The organism is Streptomyces sp. TLI_185 (genome assembly GCF_003814765.1).
GTDB lineage: Bacteria > Actinomycetota > Actinomycetes > Streptomycetales > Streptomycetaceae > Streptomyces.
The window spans coordinates 9483573-9503960 of sequence record NZ_RKRB01000001.1 but is presented as its reverse complement, the minus strand read 5'-3'; the positions used below and the strand labels follow the sequence as shown (position 1 = coordinate 9503960).

Below are 20388 nucleotides of genomic sequence, written 5' to 3'. Positions count from 1 at the left end.
GGGCTTCCTCCTTACTGTGTGTCAGTTCACGGGCCCGGTAGCCCGGTTGGACATCAAGTCGAGTGCGATGTCCACGATCATGTCCTCCTGGCCTCCCACCAGGCCGCGCCGGCCGACTTCCAGCAGAAGGGTGCGGGCGTCGACGCCGTAGCGCTCGGCGGCGATCTCCGCGTGGCGCAGGAAGGAGGAGTAGACGCCGCCGTAGCCGAGGGTGAGCGTCTCGCGGTCGACCTGTACGGGGCGGTCGCGCAGAGGGCGGACCAGGTCGTCGGCAGCGTCCTGGAGGGCGAACAGGTCGCAGCCGTGCTTCCAGCCCTGGATGTTCGCCACGGCGATGAACGCCTCGATCGGGCAGTTTCCGGCACCCGCTCCTTGTCCGGCCAGGGAGGCGTCGACGCGGGTGACGCCCTCCTCGACGGCGACGACACTGTTGGCGACCGATAGGGAGAGGTTCTCGTGCGCGTGGATGCCGATCTGAGTGCTCTCGTCGAGTACGTCGCGGTAGGCGCGGACCCGTTCGCGTACGCCGTCCAGGGTGAGGCGGCCGCCGGAGTCGGTGACGTAGACGCACTGGGCGCCGTAGGACTCCATCAGCTTTGCCTGCGCGGCGAGTTGGGTCGCCTCGGCCATGTGGCTCATCATCAGGAAGCCCGAGACGTCCATGCCCAGCTCTCGCGCCTTGGCGATGTGCTGGGCCGAGATGTCGGCCTCGGTGCAGTGCGTGGCGATCCGCACCGAACGGACACCGAGGGCGTGGGCGCGCTCCAGTTCGGCGATTGTGCCGATGCCGGGGAGAAGGAGCGTGGTGAGGACGGCGTTGTCGATCGCGTCCGCCGCGGCCTCGATCCACTCCCAGTCGGTGTGGCTGCCCGGGCCGTAGTTCAGGGAGCCGCCTGCCAAGCCGTCGCCGTGGGCGACCTCGATGGCGTCGACGCCGGCCGCGTCGAGGGCGGCCGCGATGCGGGCCACGTCGGCAGGATCGATGCGGTGCCGGATGGCGTGCATGCCGTCCCGCAGGGTCACGTCCTGGATGTAGAGCTGGTGAGTCATCGGCTGGCCTCCGCGGTGACGGTGGTGCTGTGCCGGGCGATCGACTCGGCGGTGCGCAGGGCGGCCGAGGTCATGATGTCGAGGTTTCCGGCGTAGGCGGGCAGGTAGTGGGCGGCGCCCTCGACTTCGAGGAACACCGAGACACGGGTGGTCACCGGGCCCGCGCCCTCGGGGAGCAGGGTGTGCACGGGCTCGCCTTCCGCGATCGGGGTGAACTGCACCTCCTGCTTGAGGCGGTAGCCCGGCACGTACTGCGCGACCCGCGCCGCCATGTCCTTGACTGAGGCACGGATGGCGTCGTGGTCCGCGTCCCCGATGAGGCAGAAGACGGTGTCTCGCATGATCAGCGGGGGTTCGGCAGGGTTGAGGACGATGATCGCCTTGCCGCGGGCCGCGCCGCCGACGTTCTCGATGGCGTGGGAGGTGGTCTCGGTGAACTCGTCGATGTTGGCCCGGGTGCCGGGGCCCGCCGACTTCGAGGCGATGGAGGCCACGATCTCGGCGTAATGGACCGGCGTCACGGCGGAGACGGCCGCGACCATGGGGATGGTGGCCTGGCCGCCGCAGGTGACCATGTTGAGGTTGTCCGCCCCGGCCTCCAGGTGCTCGTCGAGGTTGACGGGCGGGACGACGAACGGGCCGATGGCGGCGGGGGTGAGGTCGATGAGCCGCTTTCCGAAGGGCGCGAGCCGGTGGGCGTTGGCCAGGTGGGCCTTGGCCGAGGTCGCGTCGAAGACGATCTCGATGTCGTCGAAGTGCGGCATTGCGATCAGGCCCTCGACGCCCTCGTGGGTCGTCGGGACCTTCAGTCGGGCGGCGCGGGCGAGGCCGTCGGACTCCGGGTCGATGCCCACCATGGCGGCCACTTCGAGCGTGTCCGACAGGCGGAGGATCTTGATCATCAGGTCGGTGCCGATGTTGCCCGACCCGATGATGGCGACCTTGGTCTTTGACGTCTTGGGGGAAGTCATGCGTCCCTCTTCTCGGAGAATGCGGCGGTGACCTCGCCGAGCGAGCTGATCTCGGCGCGGATCCGGGTGCCGGGCGGGGCCGGGACCATCGGGCCCAGCGCGCCGGAGAGGACGACCTGTCCGGCCCGCAACGGGTCACCCAGGTCACGGGCCGTCCGGGCGAGCCAGGCCAGCGCGTTCAGGGGGTCGCCGAGGCAGGCGGCGCCGTTGCCCTCGGAGACGAGGACGTCGTCGGCGTACAGCCGCATCACGGTCTCGCGGGGCTCGAACTCGTCCAGGGTGAGGCGGCGTTCCGCCAGCACGAACAGTCCGCTGGAAGCGTTGTCGGCGACCGTGTCGGTGAGGGAGATGTCCCAGTCGGCGATACGGCTGTCGACGATCTCCAGCGCGGCGACGGCGTAGTCGACCGCAGCGCGCACCTGCGCCGGGTCCAGGTCGCCGTCGGCCAGGTCCTCCTTGAGGACGAAGGCGATCTCCGCCTCGGCCTTGGGCTGCAGCAGCCTGCCGGAGGGGACCTCGGCCTCGGCGGAGACGTCCATGTCGGCGAAGAGCACCCCGAAGTCGGGCTGGTCGACGCCGAGTTGGCGCTGGACGGCCGGGGAGGTCAGGCCGATCTTGCGGCCGACGACGACCGCACCGCTGTCCACTCTGCTGCGGGTGAGTTCCTGCTGTACGGCGTACGCGGCGTCGATGTCCTGGGTACCGAGCAGATCGCGTACCGGGGCCACCGGCCGTCCCTCGGCGAAGGCGGCGGCGAGCCGGGCGCCCGCCAGCTCGACGGGTGTGACTGCCATGCCGGTCACCGCCCTTCCGCCGTGGTCACAGCGAATCCGGCGATCCAGGCGGGGATGGCCTCGTAGAAGCGAGACGTCACCTCGTACTTGCCGGTGGCCGCGAGGGAGGCGTACGCCGCGATCCAGGTGCGGACCTCGTGGGCGGAGCCGCCGCCCTGTGCGGCCATGTCATCGACGGTCCAGGAGTCGAACTCCGCGAGGTCGCCGCGCTCCAGGTGGTCGAGGAGGAGGTTGTCCCAGGCGGGGTTGATCGGGATCATCTTCGTCGACCCGGCGGCGTAGTCGCGGCCGGCCTGGACGACACGCTCCTCGCCCTTCGCACGCTGCTGAGGGGTGGGCGGGTTTCCCTCGATGAGCGCGTCGGCGACCCGGGGCGGTGCGCCCTCGAGCACCGGCACCGGCGGGTCGTGGGACAGACCGCCGGAGGCGACGAACAGCACCCGCTTGTCCAGGGCGGCCGCGGCCTGACCGACCGCGGTGCCGAGAGCGCGGATACGGCTGACCGGGCCGAGCGGGGTCGCCACGCCGTTGACGAAGACGGGCACCACCGGCACGCGGTCGATACCGCCGAAGAGCACCTCCAGGGGCTGCGCGAAGCCGTGGTCCACGGTCATCCGGGCCGAGACGGTGAGGTCGATGCCGCGGTCGAGCACCCCCTTGGACAGCGTCCTGGCGGCCTCGGTGTCGACCGACAGCGGCCCGTCCTGGGAACCGAAGTCGCCCACCGCGTGGGCCTCGGTGGCCAGGCAGAACGGGGGCATCTCCTTGTAGAAGAAGCCGTTGTAGTGGTCGGGCGCGTAGAGGACGACGAGCTCCGGGTCGAAGCGGCGGACGAAGGCCCTGGCGCTCTCGACGGCCTCGTCGACGCGGGCCAGAACCTCGGGCTCGGGGTCGTTCCTGCCGATCAGGGGCGAGTGCGAGAGCCCGACGACAGCTGCGGTCATGGGAGAGGGTCCTTAACTCTGGGGGGCCGGCGGGTGGATGACGAGCTTCCCGGTCAGACCGCCGTCGATCATGAGCTGGAAGCCCTTGTGGATGTCCGTGAGGGGCAGGGTGCGGTCGATCACGGGGCGGACTCCGGTGGCCTCCATCAGCCGGAGCAGTGCGACGAGCTCGCCACGGGTGCAGCCGGTGGAGCCGAGGACACGTCCCTGGAGGTAGAAGATGCGGGCCAGGTCCGCGGGCGGGTTGGCGCCGCTCGTCGCTCCCGCGATCACGACCGTGCCGCCGCGCCGCAGCGACTTCAGCGAATGGGACCAGGTCGCCTCGCCGACCGTCTCGATCACGACGTCCACCCGCTCGGGCAGCCGCTCACCGGGGGCCAGCGCGGCGCGCACCCCCCAGGTGAGGGCCTCGGCACGCTTGGCCTCGCTGCGGCTGGTGGCGTAGACGACGGCCCCGGCGGCCACCGCGAGCCGGATGGCGGCGGAGGCGACCCCGCCGCCCGCGCCCTGTACGAGCACCCGGTCGCCGGCGGTGATCCGGGCCTGGGTGAAGAGCATGCGGTAGGCGGTGCCCCAGGCGACCGGCAGGCAGGCCGCCTCGTCGAAGGACAGCCACGCGGGCTTCGGCACCAGGTTGCGGGTGGGCACGGTCAGGTACTCGGCGAAGGCCCCGTCGTGCTGTTCGGACAGCAGCGCACGGTTCGGGTCGAGCGTCTCGTCGCCCCGGCCCGCGTCCGGGTCGCCGAGCACCGGATGCACGATGACCTCGTTGCCGTCCTCGTCGTAGCCGGCCGCGTCGCAGCCGAGCACGATGGGAAGGCGCTCCGGGGGATGGCCCACGCCACGCAGCGTCCACAGGTCGTGCATGTTCAGGGAAGAGGCCACGACCCGTACCCGGGACCAGCCGGGCTTCGGGTGAGGTACCGGTACGTCGCGCAGCACCAGCCCGGACAGCGGGTCGGCGGCGCTCTGGGAGATGGCGGTTGCTGCAAGCACGCAGCCACGTTCACCCGCACCCGGAGGCAGGACCTAGCCCGTGTGCCACGGTGCAGCACACGTCCGGGCTCCTGCCGGACGGCGGCCCGTGCCCGGCCCCCTGCACTCCCCTCGGACGCCCGGCACGCCGACCAGCGCGCGGCGTGGCCGCTCGGCTTGAAACCTGCCACCCTCAGGGGGATCGTGAACATGGTCAGCAAGTCCGGCGACAAGGCCACTCAGGGCACGACAACAAGGCCACCAAGGACACGACAATGACGTCCGACGAGCCGCCCGGCCGACTCCCTCCGGCGTCGACAGGGGCCTTCCTCGGCACGGCTGCGGCCATCGCGGTCACGGACCCGGACGGCCGGGTGACGCATTGGAGCAGCGGCGCCCAGACGCTGTGGGGCTATGCCCCCGAGGAGGTCCTCGGCAAGCCTCTGGCCGACCTGTTCACCGCTGACTGGGCAGCGCTGAGGCACCGGGACGGCAGGCTGTCGGATGCTCAGGTGCGCCTCTATCCGCTGCCGTCCGACAAGCGGCCGACCGGGTGCCTGGTGATGGTCGTACCCGGGACGGACTCCCCGGACGAGTGCTCACTCAAGCGATGGATGTTCCAGGAGCAGCCCCTCGCCCTTTCGATCTTTGACCGCGAGGGACGCATACTGTTCGGCAACGAGGCCACGGAGCAGGCGACGGGCCTCTCCGAGCACGACGTCCGCGGCCGGTTCCTGGCCGAGATCCTTCAGGGCCCCGCATACGAGGAAGTCGAGCAGCGGATCCGCCGGGTTGTTGAGACCGGGAAGCCCGAATTCAGCGAGCTCTTCGTGAGGCTTCCGGGCGAGCCGAGGGCGCACCCATGGGCTCTCGACATCTTCCCGCTCACGGACGAAGCCGGCCAGGTGCAGGGGGCTGGTCTGTCGGCGTACGACTACTCCCAGCAGTACGAGTCCCGGGAGCGGCTGGCCCTCGTGAGCGAGGCCCGCACCCGCATCGGCACCAGCCTGGACGTGGTGGGCACCGCACGCGAGCTCACCGAGGTCGCCGTGCCCCGCTTCGCCGACCTCGTCAGCGTGGACCTGCTCGACCCCGTCTTCCAGGGCGATGTGCCCGCACCTGTCCTGTCCGGTCCCGTCCCGCTGCGCCGGGCGGCATACAGGGCGGCGTCCGCGACGTCCGCAGAGCATCCGGCCCCGGACGAGATCAGCAACCATGTTGCTTCTTCGCCGATCGCCCGGTGTCTGGCCAGCGGCCGGGCGGCACGGCACCACGTCGACGACTCCCAGGTCGTCCGCTGGTTCGCCGACGACCCTGTCCAGGCGGCGCAGGCCCGCGCGTGCGGAGTGCATTCGCTGATCGCGGTACCCATCCGCGCCCGTGGCACCACCCTCGGAGCAGTCATGTTCGTCAGATGCTCCTCTCGCGAGCCGTTCGGCCCTGACGATCTGGCCGTCACTGAGGACCTGGTCGCGCGGGCCGCGGTCTGCCTGGACAACGCCCGCCGGTTCACCCGCGAACGCGGCATCTCGCTGGCGCTGCAACGCAACCTGCTGCCGCACGGCCCGATCACGCACCCTGCCGTGGAGACGGCTTCCCGTTATCTCCCTGCGGGCGGCGGCGTGCAGGCGGGCGGCGATTGGTACGACGTGATCCCGCTGCCCGGCGCCCGCGTCGGCCTGGTCGTCGGCGATGTCGTCGGCCACGGGATCAACGCCTCAGCCACCATGGGCCGCCTTCGTACGGCGGTGCGCACCCTCGCCGACATCGACCTCCCGCCCGACGAGCTCCTCACCCACCTCGACGACATCGTCACCTACACCGAGGACGACACCGTCGCCACCGGTGAGATCCCCGGCGCCATCGGAGCCGGTTGCCTGTACGCGGTCTACGACCCCCTCTCCGGCATCTGCTCCCTTGCCCGGGCCGGCCATCCCCCGCCGGTTCTGGTACACCCGGACGGCACCAGCACGGTCATCGACCTGCCCGCCGGCCCGCCTCTGGGGCTGGGCAGCCTGCCCTTCGAGGCGGCCGAGGTCACCGTGCCCGAAGGAAGCCTGCTCGCCCTGTTCACCGACGGCCTCCTCTCGGCCGGCAATCGCGACATCGACGAGGGACTCGACGCCCTGCGCCACACTCTGGCCCGGCCCGCGTCCTCGCTTGCAGCGCTGTGCGACACCGTCCTGGGCACCCTGAGCCCCGAAGCGCGCACCGACGACATCGCCCTGCTCCTGGTCCGCACCCGTCTCTTCGGCGAGGACCGCGTCGCCTCCTGGGACGTTCCCGTCGATCCCGCGGTCGTCGCCGAGACCCGCCGCCGCGCCTGCGACCGGTTGGTCGCATGGGGCCTGGAGGAAGCCGCGTTCGTCACGGAACTGGTCATCAGCGAGCTGGTGACGAACGCCATCCGGTACGCCAGCGGCCCGATCCGCCTCAGGCTGATCAAGGACGAGGCACTGATCTGCGAAGTCTCCGACGGCAGCAGCACCAGTCCGCACCTCCGCCGGGCCCGGGTGTTCGACGAGGGCGGCCGCGGCCTGTTCATGGTCGCCGAGCTCACCCGAAGGTGGGGTACGCGCTACACCCGCACCGGCAAGACCATCTGGGCCGAGCTTGCTCCTCTCCATCTCTCCACGCGGTGAGGCGGTGGTCAGTGCCTGTTCCTGAGGCCGACATGACATGTCGGTTGGTCGTGACGTGTCAGCGAACGGCTCGTTGGCCCGTTATGGACACGGTGGTCGAGCGGTTGCGGGGCGAAGCTCGTGCGGACGTACGGACGGTGCGATCACGCCCTGGGGTCTCATCAGAAATCCGATCCTGAGCGGTGTGTGCCGCACTTCCCGCCGAAGGCATGCAAGGTGAGGAGCGGGTGTGCCTGCATCCTGTTCCTCCCGGCCGACGAGGTCTGCGACCCGAAGGTCAGCGGGTGTGAGTAGTTGAGATACAGGGAATCCCCGCGAGAACGATCATGGGCAGGCCTCGGCGTCACTGCCGATCCCTCGGCATGCCAGGGTTCACCCGTCCGACTTTCGTCTCGCACCACGTTTGATGCCACGCCAGGTCGGCCTGGCTAGGAGAGTCGGCGCCCCCCCAAGCTGGCCTTTTGCCCGTCGGGTCAATGCGCCAACCATGACGGCACCGAGACAGTCCGCAGAACGTGCGTGCGTACCGCCTCGGCAAGCTGAACTTCGGCCTCCTGAGTCATGACACTCGGGTTAGTGACCTCCGGGCAGCCGGTCGACGATCTCGCGGGCGGCAGGGCTGAGTTCGGGGTCGAGGGTGAGGCGTTGTCCGTTGACGTCGATCGTGGCGGAGCGGGCGACGCGTAGGGTTTGGACGAGCTTCTTGATCGTGACGCCGGTGCGGTTCTGCAACAGGCGGCTGACGGCCAGGGCGGCGAACACGACGGTCAGGTGGGTTTCGATCGAGTCGCGCTGGTGGTGGAAGACCGGCCGGGCGCGCAGGTCGGACCAGTACCGCGACCTGCGCGACGCCATACGAGCGACCTCACGCCGAACCCAGCCGGAGCAGACATAGACCCACACAAGCGGAGCGCACCTTCGCGGATCAGAAAGGTACGCCCGCCTGCAGGCAACTCCATAGAGGATCGTGTCAGGAGGTTCGGTGGTCCTCGGTTACGAACCTTGCCATGACCCGACCATCTGCAAGGCGGTCCGCGTGCAGATCGCGTCTGCCTCAGGCGCGAAGTCGGCTGTCAGCACGAGGGCGGTGCGGGCCAGGTGCCGGGCCAGGCACCCGGCTGCGGCCGCCGGATCCCGCGCCACCATCGCTTCGGCGATCTTCTCGTGCTCGGAGTTCCGCGACGCCCACTCGCGAGGCTGCGAGGACAGCACGGACACCCGCCGGTAGCGCTCGGCGCGGTCCATCAGGCTCGCGATCATCTGCGCCTGCGACGGGCTCGTGAGTGCCACGATCCGACGGTGGAACTCGACGTGGGCGGCATCCCAGGCCGGCAGGTCGTCGTTCTCGACCGCCGCTGCCAGCCTGGCCACGTTGTCCGCCAGGGCCGCATGATCCGCACTCGTCATGCGCTGGGTCGTCACGGCAACCGCCGTGGATTCCAGAAGCACCCGGCTGCTGTAGACCGCGTCAAGATCCTCAATCTCGAGCGGCGGGACACGCGCACGGCGATTGCGCTCGGTTATCAGCAGCCCCTCGGCCTCGAGTAGCCGGATCGCTTCCCGGACAGGCGTGGTACTGACGCCCAGCTGCCGGGCCAGCGCGACCTGAGACAGCACCGAGCCGGGCTCAAGCGCACCCTGCAGGATCATCGTGCGGAGCCGGTTCCCGACTTCCGCGGTGGCCTGCGAGACGTTTGCGCCCGTATGCACCGGGCCGCCGGATGGCGACTGGCGCACCGCGGTCGGCTCGGCCGCGTCATCCGCCTCGCCCTGTAAAGCCCTCATGTCCAATCCTGCCTATTGAGTTGACGGCCCCTGGCACCGAGGCGGCGGAATCGGCCGACGCTAGCGCTCATGGTGACTCCGCTCACGGTACGGTGACGAACGGCGCGCGGTCGATGAACACCTGAAGACTGCTGATGACGTGCGCGTCGTGCCGGATGACCGCCATTGTGGGCACGGTCTCGACCCGGCCGTCCGGGAATGTGAACCGCTCCTGGAATTGGATCATGACGTGGCCGTGCGCATCCCAGACGTTGCGGAAGGTGTGCTGCATCGCGTGCGTCTCGTGCGCGGCCCGCAGCGCCTGGACCGCAGCCGCCTTACCGTGCAGCGGCGGAAGCGCACCGAACGTCAGGGTGAGGTCCTCGGCGAAGTCCTTGCTGTACCCCTCGAGATCGCCGGCGTCGACCAAGGCATAGTGGTCGACGAGCCAGCCGGGCACCTCGGGGCGCAGGGTCAGGATCTCGGCGACATCGGTGGTTGCGGTCATGAACTTCTCCGGGCACCTTTCCACTCTAATGCCAGCAACATCAGGAATTACGCCGGTGGATCCATGCTCAGGCATGAACGCTCTGGTGTTCCAGAGCGAGCAGGGATTCGAGTTCCTCGCGCCGAGGGCGCTTGTGGAAACGGCCGCCCTGCATGATGTGCGTGATCCTGTCGCGGTCACGCAGGATACCGATGTCCTGCAGCGGATCGCCGTCCACCAGCAGCAGGTCGGCGAGGTAGCCTTCGCGGACCAGCCCGAGTTCGTCGCCCATGCCCATCAGCTGGCCGCCGTACATCGTGGCTGCCCGCAGGGCTTCGGCAGGGCTGAAGCCGTACAGTTCCACGAAATACTGCAGGTCGCGGGCGTTGGCTCCGTTCGGGTTCCACGGAAAACCGTAGTCGCCTCCGGGCAGTACCCGGATACCGCGGCGCCGCATCTCGGGGATGACCGTACTCCACCGTTCGAGCGTTTCCAGCATGCCCTTCTCGGCAATGACCGTGGCGTCCATGCCGAACTGCGCTGCCTCGTAAGCGCCGGTGTAGACCACTCCCACCGCCGGTGCGACGAAGACGCGGTCCTTGGCTTCTTCGAGCAGGTCCAGGGCCTCCTCGTCGGCGTGCGTGCAGTGGTAGATGGCGCGGAAGCCGTTCTGCACCGCCTGCTTGACCGACGCGGCGGCGTGCGCGTGACAGGCCAGCCAGACACCGGACTCGCGGGCCTGCTCTCCGGCCGCTTTCACCTCCTCGTCGGTGTACAGCAGTTGATGGGAGCCGCCGGGCACGAATGCGTCGTCGCTGGACAGCAGGAACTTGATCGTATCGACACCGTTGGCCGCCCATTTGCGGACGTATGCCCGTACCGCCTCCGGGCCGCGGCCGTGGTCGTCCGGATCGTGTACGTCGGGCACGGCGACGTCGCCTTCCGGTGCGCGCTCGATACATGACGCGCGCAGCCGCGGACCGGGCAGCCAGCCGCCGTTGATCTCCGCGCGCAGCGCGATCTCGAACCTGCCGCCGAGCGATCCGGCCGAGTACGCGCTGGTGAACCCGGCATCCAGCAGGGTCTTGGCGTTGTGGGCGGTGACCAGCAGGTGTTCTTCCGCCGGGAGTTCCATGGTGGGGATCAGCCGGTCCACCGACGACGGCCACGACAGGTGGGCGTGCGCCTCGATGAGACCGGGCAGCAGGGTCTTGCCCGCCGCGTCGACGACCTCGGCGCCCTCCCGGTTCACCTGGCCCGAACCGGCGGCGACCTGTGTGACCCGGTCGCCCTCCACGCGCACCTCCCCGCCGAAAGGCTCGCCCCCGGCGCCGTCGAAGATCCTCGCGTTGATAAAGACAGTTGTCATTTTCCCTGCTCCTCAATTGCTCGGTCCGCAGTGCGGCACCGGGAAGCGCCGAGGCGCTTTTCTGCGAAATTCCGCACGGACGCGACGAGCGGTGCGGTGTCGTCCATGCCGAGCCATCCGTGCTCGGCGCCGGGCACGGTGATGAGCTCGACCTCGGCTCCTGCCCGGGTCAGTGCCGCGGCCAGCGCCTGGCTCTGCGTGACGGGTACCAGTGAGTCCGCGGTGCCGTGCATGATCAGGAACGGCGGCGCGTCCGGCCCGACGTGGCTGACCGGGCTCGCCGCGCGCGCCTCGGCCAGGCGCTCGCCGATCGGGCCGCCGATCAGCTGAGCCTCGCGCAGGTGCGGGTCGGCCGGGTCGCACATCGCCGGAAGGTCGGCCGGCCCGAACCAGTCCACGACGCCCGCGACCGCCGGCCGCGGTTCCGTGGCCGCGGCATGCGGTTCCCCGGCAGCATCCCGAGCGCCAAGGCCGGCCAGCGCGGCGAGATGAGCCCCGGCCGACTCACCCCAGAGCAGCACGCTGGAGGTGTCCAGGCCAAGCTCGCTCCCCCGGGCGGCCAGCCAGCTCAGGGCGGCGTAGACGTCCCTCAGCTGGGCGGGGAAGATCGCCTCGGCGCTGAGCCGGTAGTCGATGCACGCCAGCGCCAGGCCGGCCTCGGTGAACGTGGAGACGGCGAACGGGAAGCGCCGCCGTGACCCTCTCATCCAGCCGCCCCCGTGCACGTAGACGACAAGGCCGGCCGGGCCCGCTGTCGCGGGAAGGTGCACGTCCATCAGAAGGGGCCGATAGCCCTCCCACGCCGCGAACTCGATGTCGCTGTAGGAGCGGGTACCCGGATGCAGTAGCTGTGGTGCCGGAAGGGGCTGTTTGGCGGGATCCGGCTGGACCGCCTGCCGCAGCTGTGCGAGCAGCGCTGGACTGAGCATGGTCAGTTCCTCCCCGGCTGCGTGCCGTGTTCCCGCGCCGCGGTCGCGGCACCGGTCATGTCGTGGAGCATCTCGCCCAGGCCCTCGATCCGGCTGGCGAGCCGGTCGCCCGCACGTAGGTAGCGCTGCGGCGTGCGACCGATTGCCACCCCTGCCGGCGTTCCGGTGAAGATGATGTCCCCCTCCAGCAGCGGGAGGATCCGCGACAGCCTGGCCATGATCTCCCCGACGCTGAAAAGCATCGACGCCGTCCGGTCCCGCTGCATCACCTCGCCGTTGACCGAGCACTCGATCGCCAGGTCGTCCGGGTCGGGAACCTCGCGGACGTCGGCCACATACGGCCCGATCGGGCTGAACCCGGGAGAGGACTTGCTCAGGCTGAACTGCGGCTGGGAGCCCGCGAACTGGCGCGTGCGGTCAGACAGGTCCTGTCCGATCGTGAGCCCGGCCACGTACTTCCAGCCGTCTTCGGCCTCGATCTGCCAGGCGGCCCGGCCGATGACAACGACGAGCTCCACCTCCCAGTCCACCGCGGCGGACGGCAGCGCGACAGTGCCCCGGGGACCGGCGAGACTGGTGACGAACTTGGTGAAGACCATCGGCTCACGCGGAGGCTCCACCCTGGCTTCGGCCGCATGCTCAAGGTAATTGAGACCGATGGCGAAGATCTGCCGCGGCCGCGGCACTGGCGGCAGCAGTTCGCTTGCCCGGTAAGGCCGGCCGTTGCCAAGGCTGCTTCCCGCGGCCCAGTCCGAGACTTCCTGCCACCGGGCGAAAACCGCCTGGGGGTCAGCAGGGAAACGGCCATCGCTCGCCTGTGCGATATCGAAGCAGAGGCCGCCCTCGACCAGGTGCGCGCGGTGCTCGATATTAGCGACCTTCACTGGCCACGTCCCTTTCCCGTGAACCGGTGGCTCCCGCCTCCTGCCCGGCCGGCCCGACCGACGTCTCGGCAGGCGACGGGATGTCCACTGAACCGGTGGCTCCCGCCTCCCGCCCGGCCGGCCCGACCGCCGTCTCGGCACGCGACGGGAGGTCCGCGCCCGCCACCCGGCTCGCACCGCGCAGTGTCACCACGGCGAGCAAGCCGGCGATCACGGCCGCCACGCCGCACACCGCGAAGCCGAGGGAGTAGCCGGAACCGAGCGCTGCCATGGCGATGGGTGCGGCCTGGCCGGGGGGACTGTTCGGCGGCACCGAATTCACGGCAAGCGGACCGCCGGCCTGGGCGACCGCTCCGGCGGCGGCCTTGAGCCCGGGAGGCAGAGCGGAATCCTCCAGGTGCCTGCCGAACAGCGAAGACGCGCGGCTGAGCGCGACCGCGCCGACGATCGCCGGTCCCAGCGTGAGACCGAGGTCCCGCAGCATGCTGATCGCCCCGCTGGCCATGCCCGCCAGGTGCGCCGGCACGCTGTTCACCGCGACCGCGCTGATCGAGGCGATCAACAGCGCAGCGCCGACGCCCACGATGATCTGTGGCGCCAAGACCGCAACCACCGACCGGTTGGTGATACTCAGGGCCGCCATCCAGAACGCCCCGACGGCGATGAGAAGCGCGCCGCTGCAAAGAACGACGCGCGGCCTGGCTCGCTCCAGCAAGCGCGCGGTGACCGGGGCTTGCACCACCATGACGCCGTTGGCTGCCAGGAACGGAACGGCCAGGAGGATCGGGCTGAGGTGCTGGATCACACCCAGACGGAAGCTCGTTGCGTACGCGAAGCCGAGGAAGGAGAACATGCCGACCACCCCGACGACCGACACCGCCGCGAAGTCGCGGTTACGGAAAAGCCCGAGCTGGAGCAACGGCGACCGCACCCTGGACTCGGCGAACAGGAAGAGCACCAGGAACACGGCTGCCGTCACGAATGCGGTGACCACTCGAGGTGAGGACCAGCCGTCGCTCGGGCCCTGGATTACGCCGTAGAGCAACGCGGACAGCCCGATCACGATGGTGACCTGGCCGGCCCAGTCGAGCGAGCGTCCCTGCGGCGCGTTCGAGTCCTGGGCGAAGCGAGAGATGATCACGCCGATCACCGCGAGCGCCGCCACGGAGTAGAACGACAACGGCAGCGACCCGTAGGTCGCGGTGAGCCCGCCGAGAAGAGGAGCGAGGCCGCCGCCGATGGCCATGGCCGCGCCCCACACCGCGATCCCTCGCGCGCGCTCTCGCAGGGTGCTTGTTCCGGCTGCCACCATGGCGAGCGTGCTGGGGAAGATCGCGGCCGCGGCGATGCCCGACAGAAGCTGCCCGGCCAGCAGCGGGATGGAATCGTGGGCGAGCGCCGAGATCAACTCGCCGACCGCCAGCAGAGCGGCGCCGCCCGTCAGCAGGCGCTTGCGGCCGAACAGGTCGCCGAGCACGCCGAAGGTCAGCTCGAGCACCGTGATCGGAAGCAGCAAGACGTCGGTGACCCAGGTGACCTGGGATCCCGTCAAGTGGAGGTTCTGCTGCAATGCTCCGCTCAGGGTGGCGGGCATGGCGATGGCGAGCTGGGCCAGGCACACGCCGACGCAAACCGCGATGAGCGTGGCTGTGCGCATCCCTCCGGCCGAAGCCGGGGCTGCGCTCCTATCAGGGACGGACATGCTTGACTCCATTGTCAGGGTATGCAGATGCGAAAGGGGACAGTCCTCTTGCTTCGCTTCGGACACAGTCAGTCCGGGTTGTCGCCCGCGGGGCGCTGTCGCGTCACTGAAGGTCGGGCAGGAACTCCGGCACGGTGCTGGCCCGGGGATCGGACGCCGCCCTGAGGATGGGGAACACCTCGGCGCCCATTTCCGCTTCGTACGCGCCGATCGCCTCCAGCAGCGGCACCTGTCCGCGAGCCGCCTGGGTCAGGGCCCGGGCCAGGGACGCGGCATCCCGCAACGCGAGGTTGCCACCGGTACCGTAGGCGGGCGGCATGGCGTGGATGGCGTCGCCGAGCAGGGTGACCCGCGAGGCCGGCCACGGCTCGGCCTGCTCCAGGTGACGTACCGTCACTGGAATGATCGTCGCCGGATCGGCCCGCTCCACCAGCCCTGACATGACCGGATGCCAGTCGTCGACGACCGCCCGCATGACGTTGTGCCGTGCATCCGCGCTCGCGCTCCAGAGCTCCGCGTCCCCGGGGAACACATCGCTGCCGGGCGGGGTGAACAGGCCCGTCATGAGATAGGGGCCGACCGGGTCGATCTCGGCGCCGGGTGCGAGATCGGCGACCGCCTCGGCGATCGGCCGCCGGGGCCGGTACGCGCCGCAGACCAGCAGGGTTCCCTTCGGGTCGGAGATCATGGCGAACCCGTCAAAGAGACCGGCAGGCAAGGTCGCCACCATCTCGTCGGTCAACGGCGCGAGCGCATAGAGGCCGCGGAGCCCGCTGTCCACAACCGGCACGTCAGGCAGAAGCTGTCGTCGGATGACGGAGTTGATGCCGTCCGCGGCGACGAGGACATCCCCGGTCACGGACGAACCGTCTGCGAGCAGCAGCCGCACGCCGTCGCCATCGGCCGTGAACCCGGTAGCGGTGCGGCCGAGGTGCAGAACGTCCTTCAGGCCGACCATCATGATCTGCCGCAGAGTGCGCCGGTTGACCGCTGTGTGGGGGCGAACGGGGTCATTGGGCGGATCCAGGTGAGGGCGCGTGCCCACTTCGTTGCCCAGGCGGTCGAAGTGAACCATGAGCGCTCGCCGCGGGGTGGCCGTCGAGGTCTGCGCGTACAGCTCATACAAGGGCTCGGGCAGACACTGCTGCAGGGCCCGGCCGCCGTCGCTGTTCATGTGCAGGCGGTAGCCGCTGCGCACGACCTCCGGCGCGCTCTCGTAGACGGCGCAGCTGACGCCGCTTTTGCGCAGACCCTGCGCCAGGCAGAGCCCTCCGATGCCGCCGCCGACGATCAGCACGTGCAATGACTTAGCCGCGTAACCCGCGGTTCCCTTCCCGGGTGCAGTGCTCACGTCCACCTCCTCGTAGTACGTGAGGTGGATCATATAGCCTTAGAAACCAAAGTCCATAGAGTTTGGCCATCGATTACGCACGCAGGGCAACAACGGGGAGGGGACTTCGATGCTGCACCCGACCGCCTCGCTCGACCGTGACGGCGCACCCGGTAGGGAGCTGAAGGTGGCCTCACCGCGCGCCGCGACCACCTTGCCCGGAGATCGACCACAGTGCTTTCTGCGCCAAGAGTTACGCAGTGGACCTGCGCTTCCACAGGCGGCCGGGCCGGCGGGCGCGCCGGAAGAGCTGCACGGGTACGCGCGCGCCGCCCTCCCGGCGATCCTCGCCGACGGCGGCCCCGCTCCCCCGCTGAAGACGCCGGCCCCGAGGGCGCCCTCCCCGGAACTCTATAGACTTTCCCTCCCCGTGTTCGCTTTCCCCGCCGTTGTGCACATTGGAGGCACCACATGACGATCCCTCGCTACGTGCTGGCCAGCATGGAATCTGGAGGCAGCCCCGAGGCAGCCGTCGTATACGACGACACCGTGTACGGACTTCCCGGCGGTCCCTCGATGCGGACGGTGCTGGACGACTGGCCCGGGTGGACGGGACAGATCGAGTCCGCCATCGGGGCGGGCCGCCTGGGCCGGGGCGTTCCGGTGCGGGACGTGCAGCTCACAGCCCCGCTTCCGGAGCCCCGCAACCTCTACATGTGCGGCGCCAACTATGCCGATCACGCCCGCGAGATGCGCGGGCTTGCCCGCGACGCCCCGATCGCGCGCCCGCTCCACGGCCCGTTCTTCTTCCTCAAGCCGACCTCAACCGTCGTGGGTCCGGACAGCGCCGTCGCGCTGCCGCACGGCATCGAGCGCCTGGACTGGGAAGTGGAGCTCGCCGCGGTCATCGGCACCTCGGCGCGCAACCTGCCCGAGCAGCACGCCCTCGACTGCGTGGCCGGCTACACAGTGATCAACGACGTGTCCGTACGCGACCGGTTCAAGCGCGAGCCGGCTCCCGAGCCGCCGATGGCGTTCGACTGGTTCACTCAGAAGGGTTGGGCCACTACCTGCCCGATGGGGCCATGGCTCGTGCCGTCGAAGTTCTGCGCCAACCCTGGCGACCTCAAGATGACACTGATGGTCAACGGCCTCGTCAAGCAGAACTCCACGACAGCCGAGATGATCTTCGACCTGAAGGCGCAGATCGCGTTTCTCAGCCGGATCGTCCAGCTTCTGCCGGGTGACGTCATCGCGACGGGAACCCCCGCCGGCGTAGGCGCCGGCGACAAGAACTCCCGCTATCTGCAGCCCGGGGACGAGATGGTGGCCGAGGTCGAGGGCATCGGAACCTTGCGCAACCGGATCGAACGGGAACAGTTGAACGCCGCCGGCTGAGTATTCCCTCGGACGCGTTCGTGTACGGCGCGCTGCCCTAGCGCGCCGTAACGGACGTCCGCGCGAAAACGCGGCCTGCGCTCACGCCGGCTTACTGCCCGACCTGCAGGATCACCCAACTGCGCAATGTCGTCGAGCGGTTGACGCAAGCCGGGTACTGGCGGCCGGGCGACCCGGAGATCCTCATCGTGATGGACGCCGGCTACGACGTCGCCTACCTCACCCACGCCCTGGCCGACCTGCCGGTGATGCTGCTCGGGCGCCTGCGCTCGGACCGGGTCATGCTCCGTGCCCCGGGCCCGGCCCGTTCCGGCCCCAAGGGCGGGCGGCCCCGCCGGCACGGCGGAGTCCTCACCTTCGCCAAACCCGACAGCTGGCACCAGCCCGACCTCACCACAGCCACGCACACCACCCGCTACGGCACGGCCGAGGCGGGTGGCCTGGGACCGCATGCACCCCAGGCCCACCCACCGAGGCCCCTGGCTGGACCACGCCAAAGAAGAACTGCCCATCCTGCACGGCACATTGATCCGCCTCCCGGTCGAGCGCCTGCCGGGCGACCGCGACCCGAAACCGGTCTGGCTGTGGTGCTCCGCCACCGCCGCAACACCGGTGGACGTGGACCGCTGGTGGCAGTCCTTCCTCCGCAGATTCGACCTGGAGCACACCTTGAGGCTCCTGAAGCAGACGCTCGGCTGGACGGCATCGAAGATCCGCCACGCCGACAGCGCCGATCTGTGGACCTGGCTCATCATCGCCGCCCACACCCAGCTCCGCCTCGCCCGCCCCCTCGCCGAGGACCTGCGTCGTCTTTGGGAGCGACCCGCCGCACCCCGCCGCCTCACCCCCGCCCGCGTCCGCCGGGGGTTTCGCAACATCCGCGCGACGGCGGCCCGTCCGTCGGCCGCACCGAAACCGTCCAAGCCGGGCCCGGGACGACCTCCCGGCTCGAAGAACAGGCAGCGCGCCACACGTCACGACGTCGGCAAAACGGCCAAACCTGCCGAATCGATCAAGGAATGCCAAGCCCGCCGAGGATAAACGCCAAGCTCAGTGGGGCATGTCGTCGAGGGCGGTGGACATGTCGGCGAGGTCCGGCGGTTCGGCGGCGAACAGGACCACGCTGGCGTCGGGCAGGTCGGCCTCGGTGACCCGGAGGAGTCCGCCCGCCTCAAGGGCGGCCTGGGTGACGGTGTCGCTCTCGTCCGGTGCGGCGACGATGCGGCGGCAGCGGGGGTCGGCGAGGAAGAGTGCGGGGACGAGGGCGCACAGCAGTTTCGCGGCAAGCGCCGGGCCGGACGGCCCGTGGTCGGGGAGGACCAGGCCCAGGGCAAGGTCGTGGGTGCCGTACGGATAGCAGCTGTGCAGCGGGTGGTGCGCGACGCGGTGGACGCGCAGGAGCAGCGTCGGACCGCCCTGGGCCTCGGTGACGGCGTACGTGCGCGCCGTCTGCGGGGTTACCGTGGCGGGCTCGTCGAGCTGGCGCAGCGTCCAGTCGGTACCCAGGACGGGTTCGGGCGGTGCCGGTACGACGGCGGTGTGGATGCTCATGGCCGGCTCACGGTGTCTCGGCGGGCCGCTGGGTCTCGACCCAGCTCCGCAGTGCGGACTTGACCAGCTTGCCGCTGCCGTTGCGGGGCAGCTGTTCGGCGATCAGCACCTGGGTGGGCAGCTTGTAGCGGGCCAGGTGCCCGCCGGTGAAGGCGCGTACCTCCTCCAGTGTGGGCGTGGTCCCGGGCTCGCAGGTCAGCACGGCGAGCACGGTCTCGCCCCACTTCGGATGCGGGACGCCGATGACGGCCGCCTCCACGACACCCGGGTACGCGGCGAGAACGCGCTCGACCTCGGCCGGGTACACGTTCTCCCCGCCGCTGATGATCATGTCCTTGAGGCGGTCGACGATGTAGTAGAAGCCGTCCTTGTCCCGATGCGCGATGTCGCCGCTGTGGAACCAGCCCGCGTCGTCGAAGGCGGCACGGGTGGCCTCGGGGTTGTTCCAGTAGCCGGGCGTGACGTTCGGGCCGCGCACGCAGATCTCCCCGCGCGTGTCCGCGTCCTGCACGCCGGCCCCGGTGACCGGGTCGACGATGCGGACCTCCGTGTACGGCATGGGTGCGCCGGCCGATCCGGCCTTCTCCGCCGTGAGCCCGGCCGGGAGGTAGGTGGCGAAGGGCGCGGTCTCGGTCAGCCCCCACGCCTGCTGGAGCAGGATGCCACGTTCTTCGTAGTTCCTGATCAGCTGGGGCGGGACGGGGGCGCCCGCGACGATGGCGGATCGCAGGGCGGAGAGGTCGGCCGCGGCGAAGCCGGGCACGCGGGTCAGGGCGCTGTACATCGCGGGGACCGCGAACAGGGTCGTCACGCGGTGCTGGACGAGGTCCTCCAGGCACTGGGCGGGGTCGAAGCCGCGGCGCACGACGACGGTGCCGCCGCGCACGAGGGTGCGCAGGGTGAGGGCGTTGAGGCCGCCGATGTGGAAGAGCGGGGCGACGGCGAGGTTCACGTCGTCCGGGCGGGTGTCCACGACACTTTCGACGTTGACCGCGTTCCACCAGAGGTTGCCGTGGGTGAGCATGACACCCTTGGGTCGGCCGGTCGTGCCGGACGTGTACATGAGCGCCGCCAGGTCGTCGTCGTACAGCGCCACCGGCTCCGTGCCACGCCGGTCGGCTCCGAGCAGTTCCGAGAGCGGTGTCCAGACGGCGGCGGGCGCCGTCGTCGCGGGGCACCGCGGATCTGTGTCGACCAGCACGTGGATGCGGGCGGGTATGTCGCTCATCACCGACTCGACGAGTGCGCGATGGCCCTCCTCGACGACCAGGGTGTGCGCACCGCTGTCGCTGAGGATGTGGCGCACCTCCTCGGCCGCGAGCCGGAAGTTGACCGGCACGAAGACCGCCCCGAGGTGGGCCGCGGCCAGCAGCGTCTCGAAGAAGGTCACGCTGTTGAGGCCGAGGTAGGCGACCCGGTCGCCGCGCCGCAGTCCACGTTCGGCCAGCCCGGCGGCCAACTCGGCCGTCCTGCGACTGAGTTGGGCGGCAGAGATCTCATGACCCTCGTAGACGAGTGCGCAGGCGGTGGGGTACTGGGCTCTGCGATGCAGTGCCGCGGCGGGGCTGATGTCGACGGCGGCCATGCGGCGGCTCCTT

17 protein-coding genes and 1 pseudogene are annotated in these 20388 nt (G+C 70.0%); 3 read left to right on the top strand and 15 right to left on the bottom strand.

Features of this window, described 5'->3' with window-relative positions; genetic code table 11:
* Positions 1 to 21: 21 nt before the first annotated feature.
* Genes dmpG through EDD92_RS43675 form a run of 5 tightly spaced genes read right to left on the bottom strand, consistent with a single transcriptional unit; the run spans position 22 to position 4755 of the window.
* Complete coding sequence (gene dmpG / locus EDD92_RS43695) at positions 22 to 1050, bottom strand: 4-hydroxy-2-oxovalerate aldolase (protein ID WP_123969390.1); 1029 nt, start codon at positions 1048 to 1050, stop codon at positions 22 to 24.
* On the bottom strand, positions 1047 to 2021 hold the full coding sequence (locus EDD92_RS43690) for an acetaldehyde dehydrogenase (acetylating) (protein WP_123969389.1): 975 nt from the start codon (positions 2019 to 2021) through the stop codon (positions 1047 to 1049). The genes dmpG and EDD92_RS43690 overlap by 4 nt, the downstream gene beginning before the upstream one ends.
* On the bottom strand, positions 2018 to 2815 hold the full coding sequence (locus EDD92_RS43685) for a 2-keto-4-pentenoate hydratase (protein WP_123969388.1): 798 nt from the start codon (positions 2813 to 2815) through the stop codon (positions 2018 to 2020). Before EDD92_RS43685 ends, EDD92_RS43690 begins: the two co-directional genes overlap by 4 nt.
* Positions 2816 to 2820: 5 nt before the next feature.
* On the bottom strand, positions 2821 to 3759 hold the full coding sequence (locus EDD92_RS43680; RefSeq protein WP_123969387.1) for a 3-carboxyethylcatechol 2,3-dioxygenase: 939 nt from the start codon (positions 3757 to 3759) through the stop codon (positions 2821 to 2823).
* 12 nt (positions 3760 to 3771) lie between these two features.
* On the bottom strand, positions 3772 to 4755 hold the full coding sequence (locus EDD92_RS43675) for a zinc-binding dehydrogenase (RefSeq protein ID WP_123969386.1): 984 nt from the start codon (positions 4753 to 4755) through the stop codon (positions 3772 to 3774).
* Between the two features lie 254 nt (positions 4756 to 5009).
* On the opposite strand from EDD92_RS43675, the gene EDD92_RS43670 reads away from it, so the two are divergent.
* A complete protein-coding gene (locus EDD92_RS43670) occupies positions 5010 to 7376 on the top strand; it encodes a SpoIIE family protein phosphatase (RefSeq protein ID WP_123969385.1) in 2367 nt (788 codons plus the stop codon).
* A 573-nt stretch (positions 7377 to 7949) separates the two neighbouring features.
* On the opposite strand, the gene EDD92_RS52590 is transcribed toward EDD92_RS43670, so the two are convergent.
* The 8 genes from EDD92_RS52590 to EDD92_RS43630 form a co-directional block, all read right to left on the bottom strand.
* Positions 7950 to 8231 carry a hypothetical protein gene (locus EDD92_RS52590; RefSeq protein ID WP_123969384.1) on the bottom strand — a complete coding sequence of 94 codons (282 nt, stop codon included), beginning with the start codon at positions 8229 to 8231 and terminating at the stop codon, positions 7950 to 7952.
* A 138-nt stretch (positions 8232 to 8369) separates the two neighbouring features.
* On the bottom strand, positions 8370 to 9161 hold the full coding sequence (locus tag EDD92_RS43660; RefSeq protein ID WP_099933277.1) for a GntR family transcriptional regulator: 792 nt from the start codon (positions 9159 to 9161) through the stop codon (positions 8370 to 8372).
* An 82-nt stretch (positions 9162 to 9243) separates the two neighbouring features.
* Entirely contained in the window at positions 9244 to 9648 is a 405-nt protein-coding gene (locus EDD92_RS43655; RefSeq protein ID WP_099933276.1) for a nuclear transport factor 2 family protein, read from the bottom strand.
* Between the two features lie 67 nt (positions 9649 to 9715).
* Positions 9716 to 10996, bottom strand: coding sequence for an amidohydrolase family protein (locus EDD92_RS43650; protein ID WP_099933275.1), 1281 nt, complete (start codon positions 10994 to 10996; stop codon positions 9716 to 9718).
* Positions 10993 to 11925: an alpha/beta hydrolase gene (locus EDD92_RS43645; RefSeq protein ID WP_123969383.1), complete on the bottom strand. Its 933-nt coding sequence runs from the start codon at positions 11923 to 11925 to the stop codon at positions 10993 to 10995. The genes EDD92_RS43650 and EDD92_RS43645 overlap by 4 nt, the downstream gene beginning before the upstream one ends.
* A gap of 2 nt (positions 11926 to 11927) precedes the next feature.
* Positions 11928 to 12809 carry a fumarylacetoacetate hydrolase family protein gene (locus EDD92_RS43640; protein WP_123969382.1) on the bottom strand — a complete coding sequence of 294 codons (882 nt, stop codon included), beginning with the start codon at positions 12807 to 12809 and terminating at the stop codon, positions 11928 to 11930.
* Positions 12796 to 14466, bottom strand: a complete 1671-nt coding sequence (locus EDD92_RS43635) for an MFS transporter (protein ID WP_260327169.1) — start codon at positions 14464 to 14466, stop codon at positions 12796 to 12798. The genes EDD92_RS43640 and EDD92_RS43635 overlap by 14 nt, the downstream gene beginning before the upstream one ends.
* 148 nt (positions 14467 to 14614) lie before the next feature.
* Positions 14615 to 15895 carry an NAD(P)/FAD-dependent oxidoreductase gene (locus tag EDD92_RS43630; protein WP_123969380.1) on the bottom strand — a complete coding sequence of 427 codons (1281 nt, stop codon included), beginning with the start codon at positions 15893 to 15895 and terminating at the stop codon, positions 14615 to 14617.
* 417 nt (positions 15896 to 16312) lie between these two features.
* On the opposite strand from EDD92_RS43630, the gene EDD92_RS43625 reads away from it, so the two are divergent.
* Both EDD92_RS43625 and EDD92_RS50230 read left to right on the top strand, forming a co-directional pair.
* The gene (locus EDD92_RS43625; protein ID WP_099933270.1) at positions 16313 to 17239 is read left to right on the top strand and encodes a fumarylacetoacetate hydrolase family protein; all 927 of its coding nucleotides are present in this window, start codon (positions 16313 to 16315) and stop codon (positions 17237 to 17239) included.
* Positions 17240 to 17355: 116 nt separating this feature from the next.
* Positions 17356 to 18280: pseudogene (locus EDD92_RS50230) on the top strand (transposase); the annotation flags it as partial.
* Between the two features lie 9 nt (positions 18281 to 18289).
* Here EDD92_RS50230 and EDD92_RS43615 read toward each other — a convergent pair.
* Positions 18290 to 18790 (bottom strand): GNAT family N-acetyltransferase, encoded by a 501-nt coding sequence (locus tag EDD92_RS43615; RefSeq protein ID WP_123969379.1) that lies wholly within the window; start codon positions 18788 to 18790, stop codon positions 18290 to 18292.
* Positions 18791 to 18797: 7 nt separating this feature from the next.
* Entirely contained in the window at positions 18798 to 20375 is a 1578-nt protein-coding gene (locus tag EDD92_RS43610; RefSeq protein WP_123969378.1) for a long-chain fatty acid--CoA ligase, read from the bottom strand.
* Positions 20376 to 20388: the final 13 nt, after the last annotated feature.

What these genes read in the sequence shown, in the direction of transcription:
- dmpG (WP_123969390.1), bottom strand. Translation starts at nt 1,050, where the DNA reads ATGACTCACCAGCTCTACATCCAGGACGTGACCCTGCGGGACGGCATG.
- EDD92_RS43690 (WP_123969389.1), bottom strand. Translation starts at nt 2,021, where the DNA reads ATGACTTCCCCCAAGACGTCAAAGACCAAGGTCGCCATCATCGGGTCG.
- EDD92_RS43685 (WP_123969388.1), bottom strand. Translation starts at nt 2,815, where the DNA reads ATGGCAGTCACACCCGTCGAGCTGGCGGGCGCCCGGCTCGCCGCCGCC.
- EDD92_RS43680 (WP_123969387.1), bottom strand. Translation starts at nt 3,759, where the DNA reads ATGACCGCAGCTGTCGTCGGGCTCTCGCACTCGCCCCTGATCGGCAGG.
- EDD92_RS43670 (WP_123969385.1), top strand. Translation starts at nt 5,010, where the DNA reads ATGACGTCCGACGAGCCGCCCGGCCGACTCCCTCCGGCGTCGACAGGG.
- EDD92_RS52590 (WP_123969384.1), bottom strand. Translation starts at nt 8,231, where the DNA reads ATGGCGTCGCGCAGGTCGCGGTACTGGTCCGACCTGCGCGCCCGGCCG.
- EDD92_RS43660 (WP_099933277.1), bottom strand. Translation starts at nt 9,161, where the DNA reads ATGAGGGCTTTACAGGGCGAGGCGGATGACGCGGCCGAGCCGACCGCG.
- EDD92_RS43655 (WP_099933276.1), bottom strand. Translation starts at nt 9,648, where the DNA reads ATGACCGCAACCACCGATGTCGCCGAGATCCTGACCCTGCGCCCCGAG.
- EDD92_RS43650 (WP_099933275.1), bottom strand. Translation starts at nt 10,996, where the DNA reads ATGACAACTGTCTTTATCAACGCGAGGATCTTCGACGGCGCCGGGGGC.
- EDD92_RS43645 (WP_123969383.1), bottom strand. Translation starts at nt 11,925, where the DNA reads ATGCTCAGTCCAGCGCTGCTCGCACAGCTGCGGCAGGCGGTCCAGCCG.
- EDD92_RS43635 (WP_260327169.1), bottom strand. Translation starts at nt 14,466, where the DNA reads ATGCGCACAGCCACGCTCATCGCGGTTTGCGTCGGCGTGTGCCTGGCC.
- EDD92_RS43630 (WP_123969380.1), bottom strand. Translation starts at nt 15,895, where the DNA reads ATGATCCACCTCACGTACTACGAGGAGGTGGACGTGAGCACTGCACCC.
- EDD92_RS43625 (WP_099933270.1), top strand. Translation starts at nt 16,313, where the DNA reads ATGACGATCCCTCGCTACGTGCTGGCCAGCATGGAATCTGGAGGCAGC.
- EDD92_RS43615 (WP_123969379.1), bottom strand. Translation starts at nt 18,790, where the DNA reads ATGAGCATCCACACCGCCGTCGTACCGGCACCGCCCGAACCCGTCCTG.
- EDD92_RS43610 (WP_123969378.1), bottom strand. Translation starts at nt 20,375, where the DNA reads ATGGCCGCCGTCGACATCAGCCCCGCCGCGGCACTGCATCGCAGAGCC.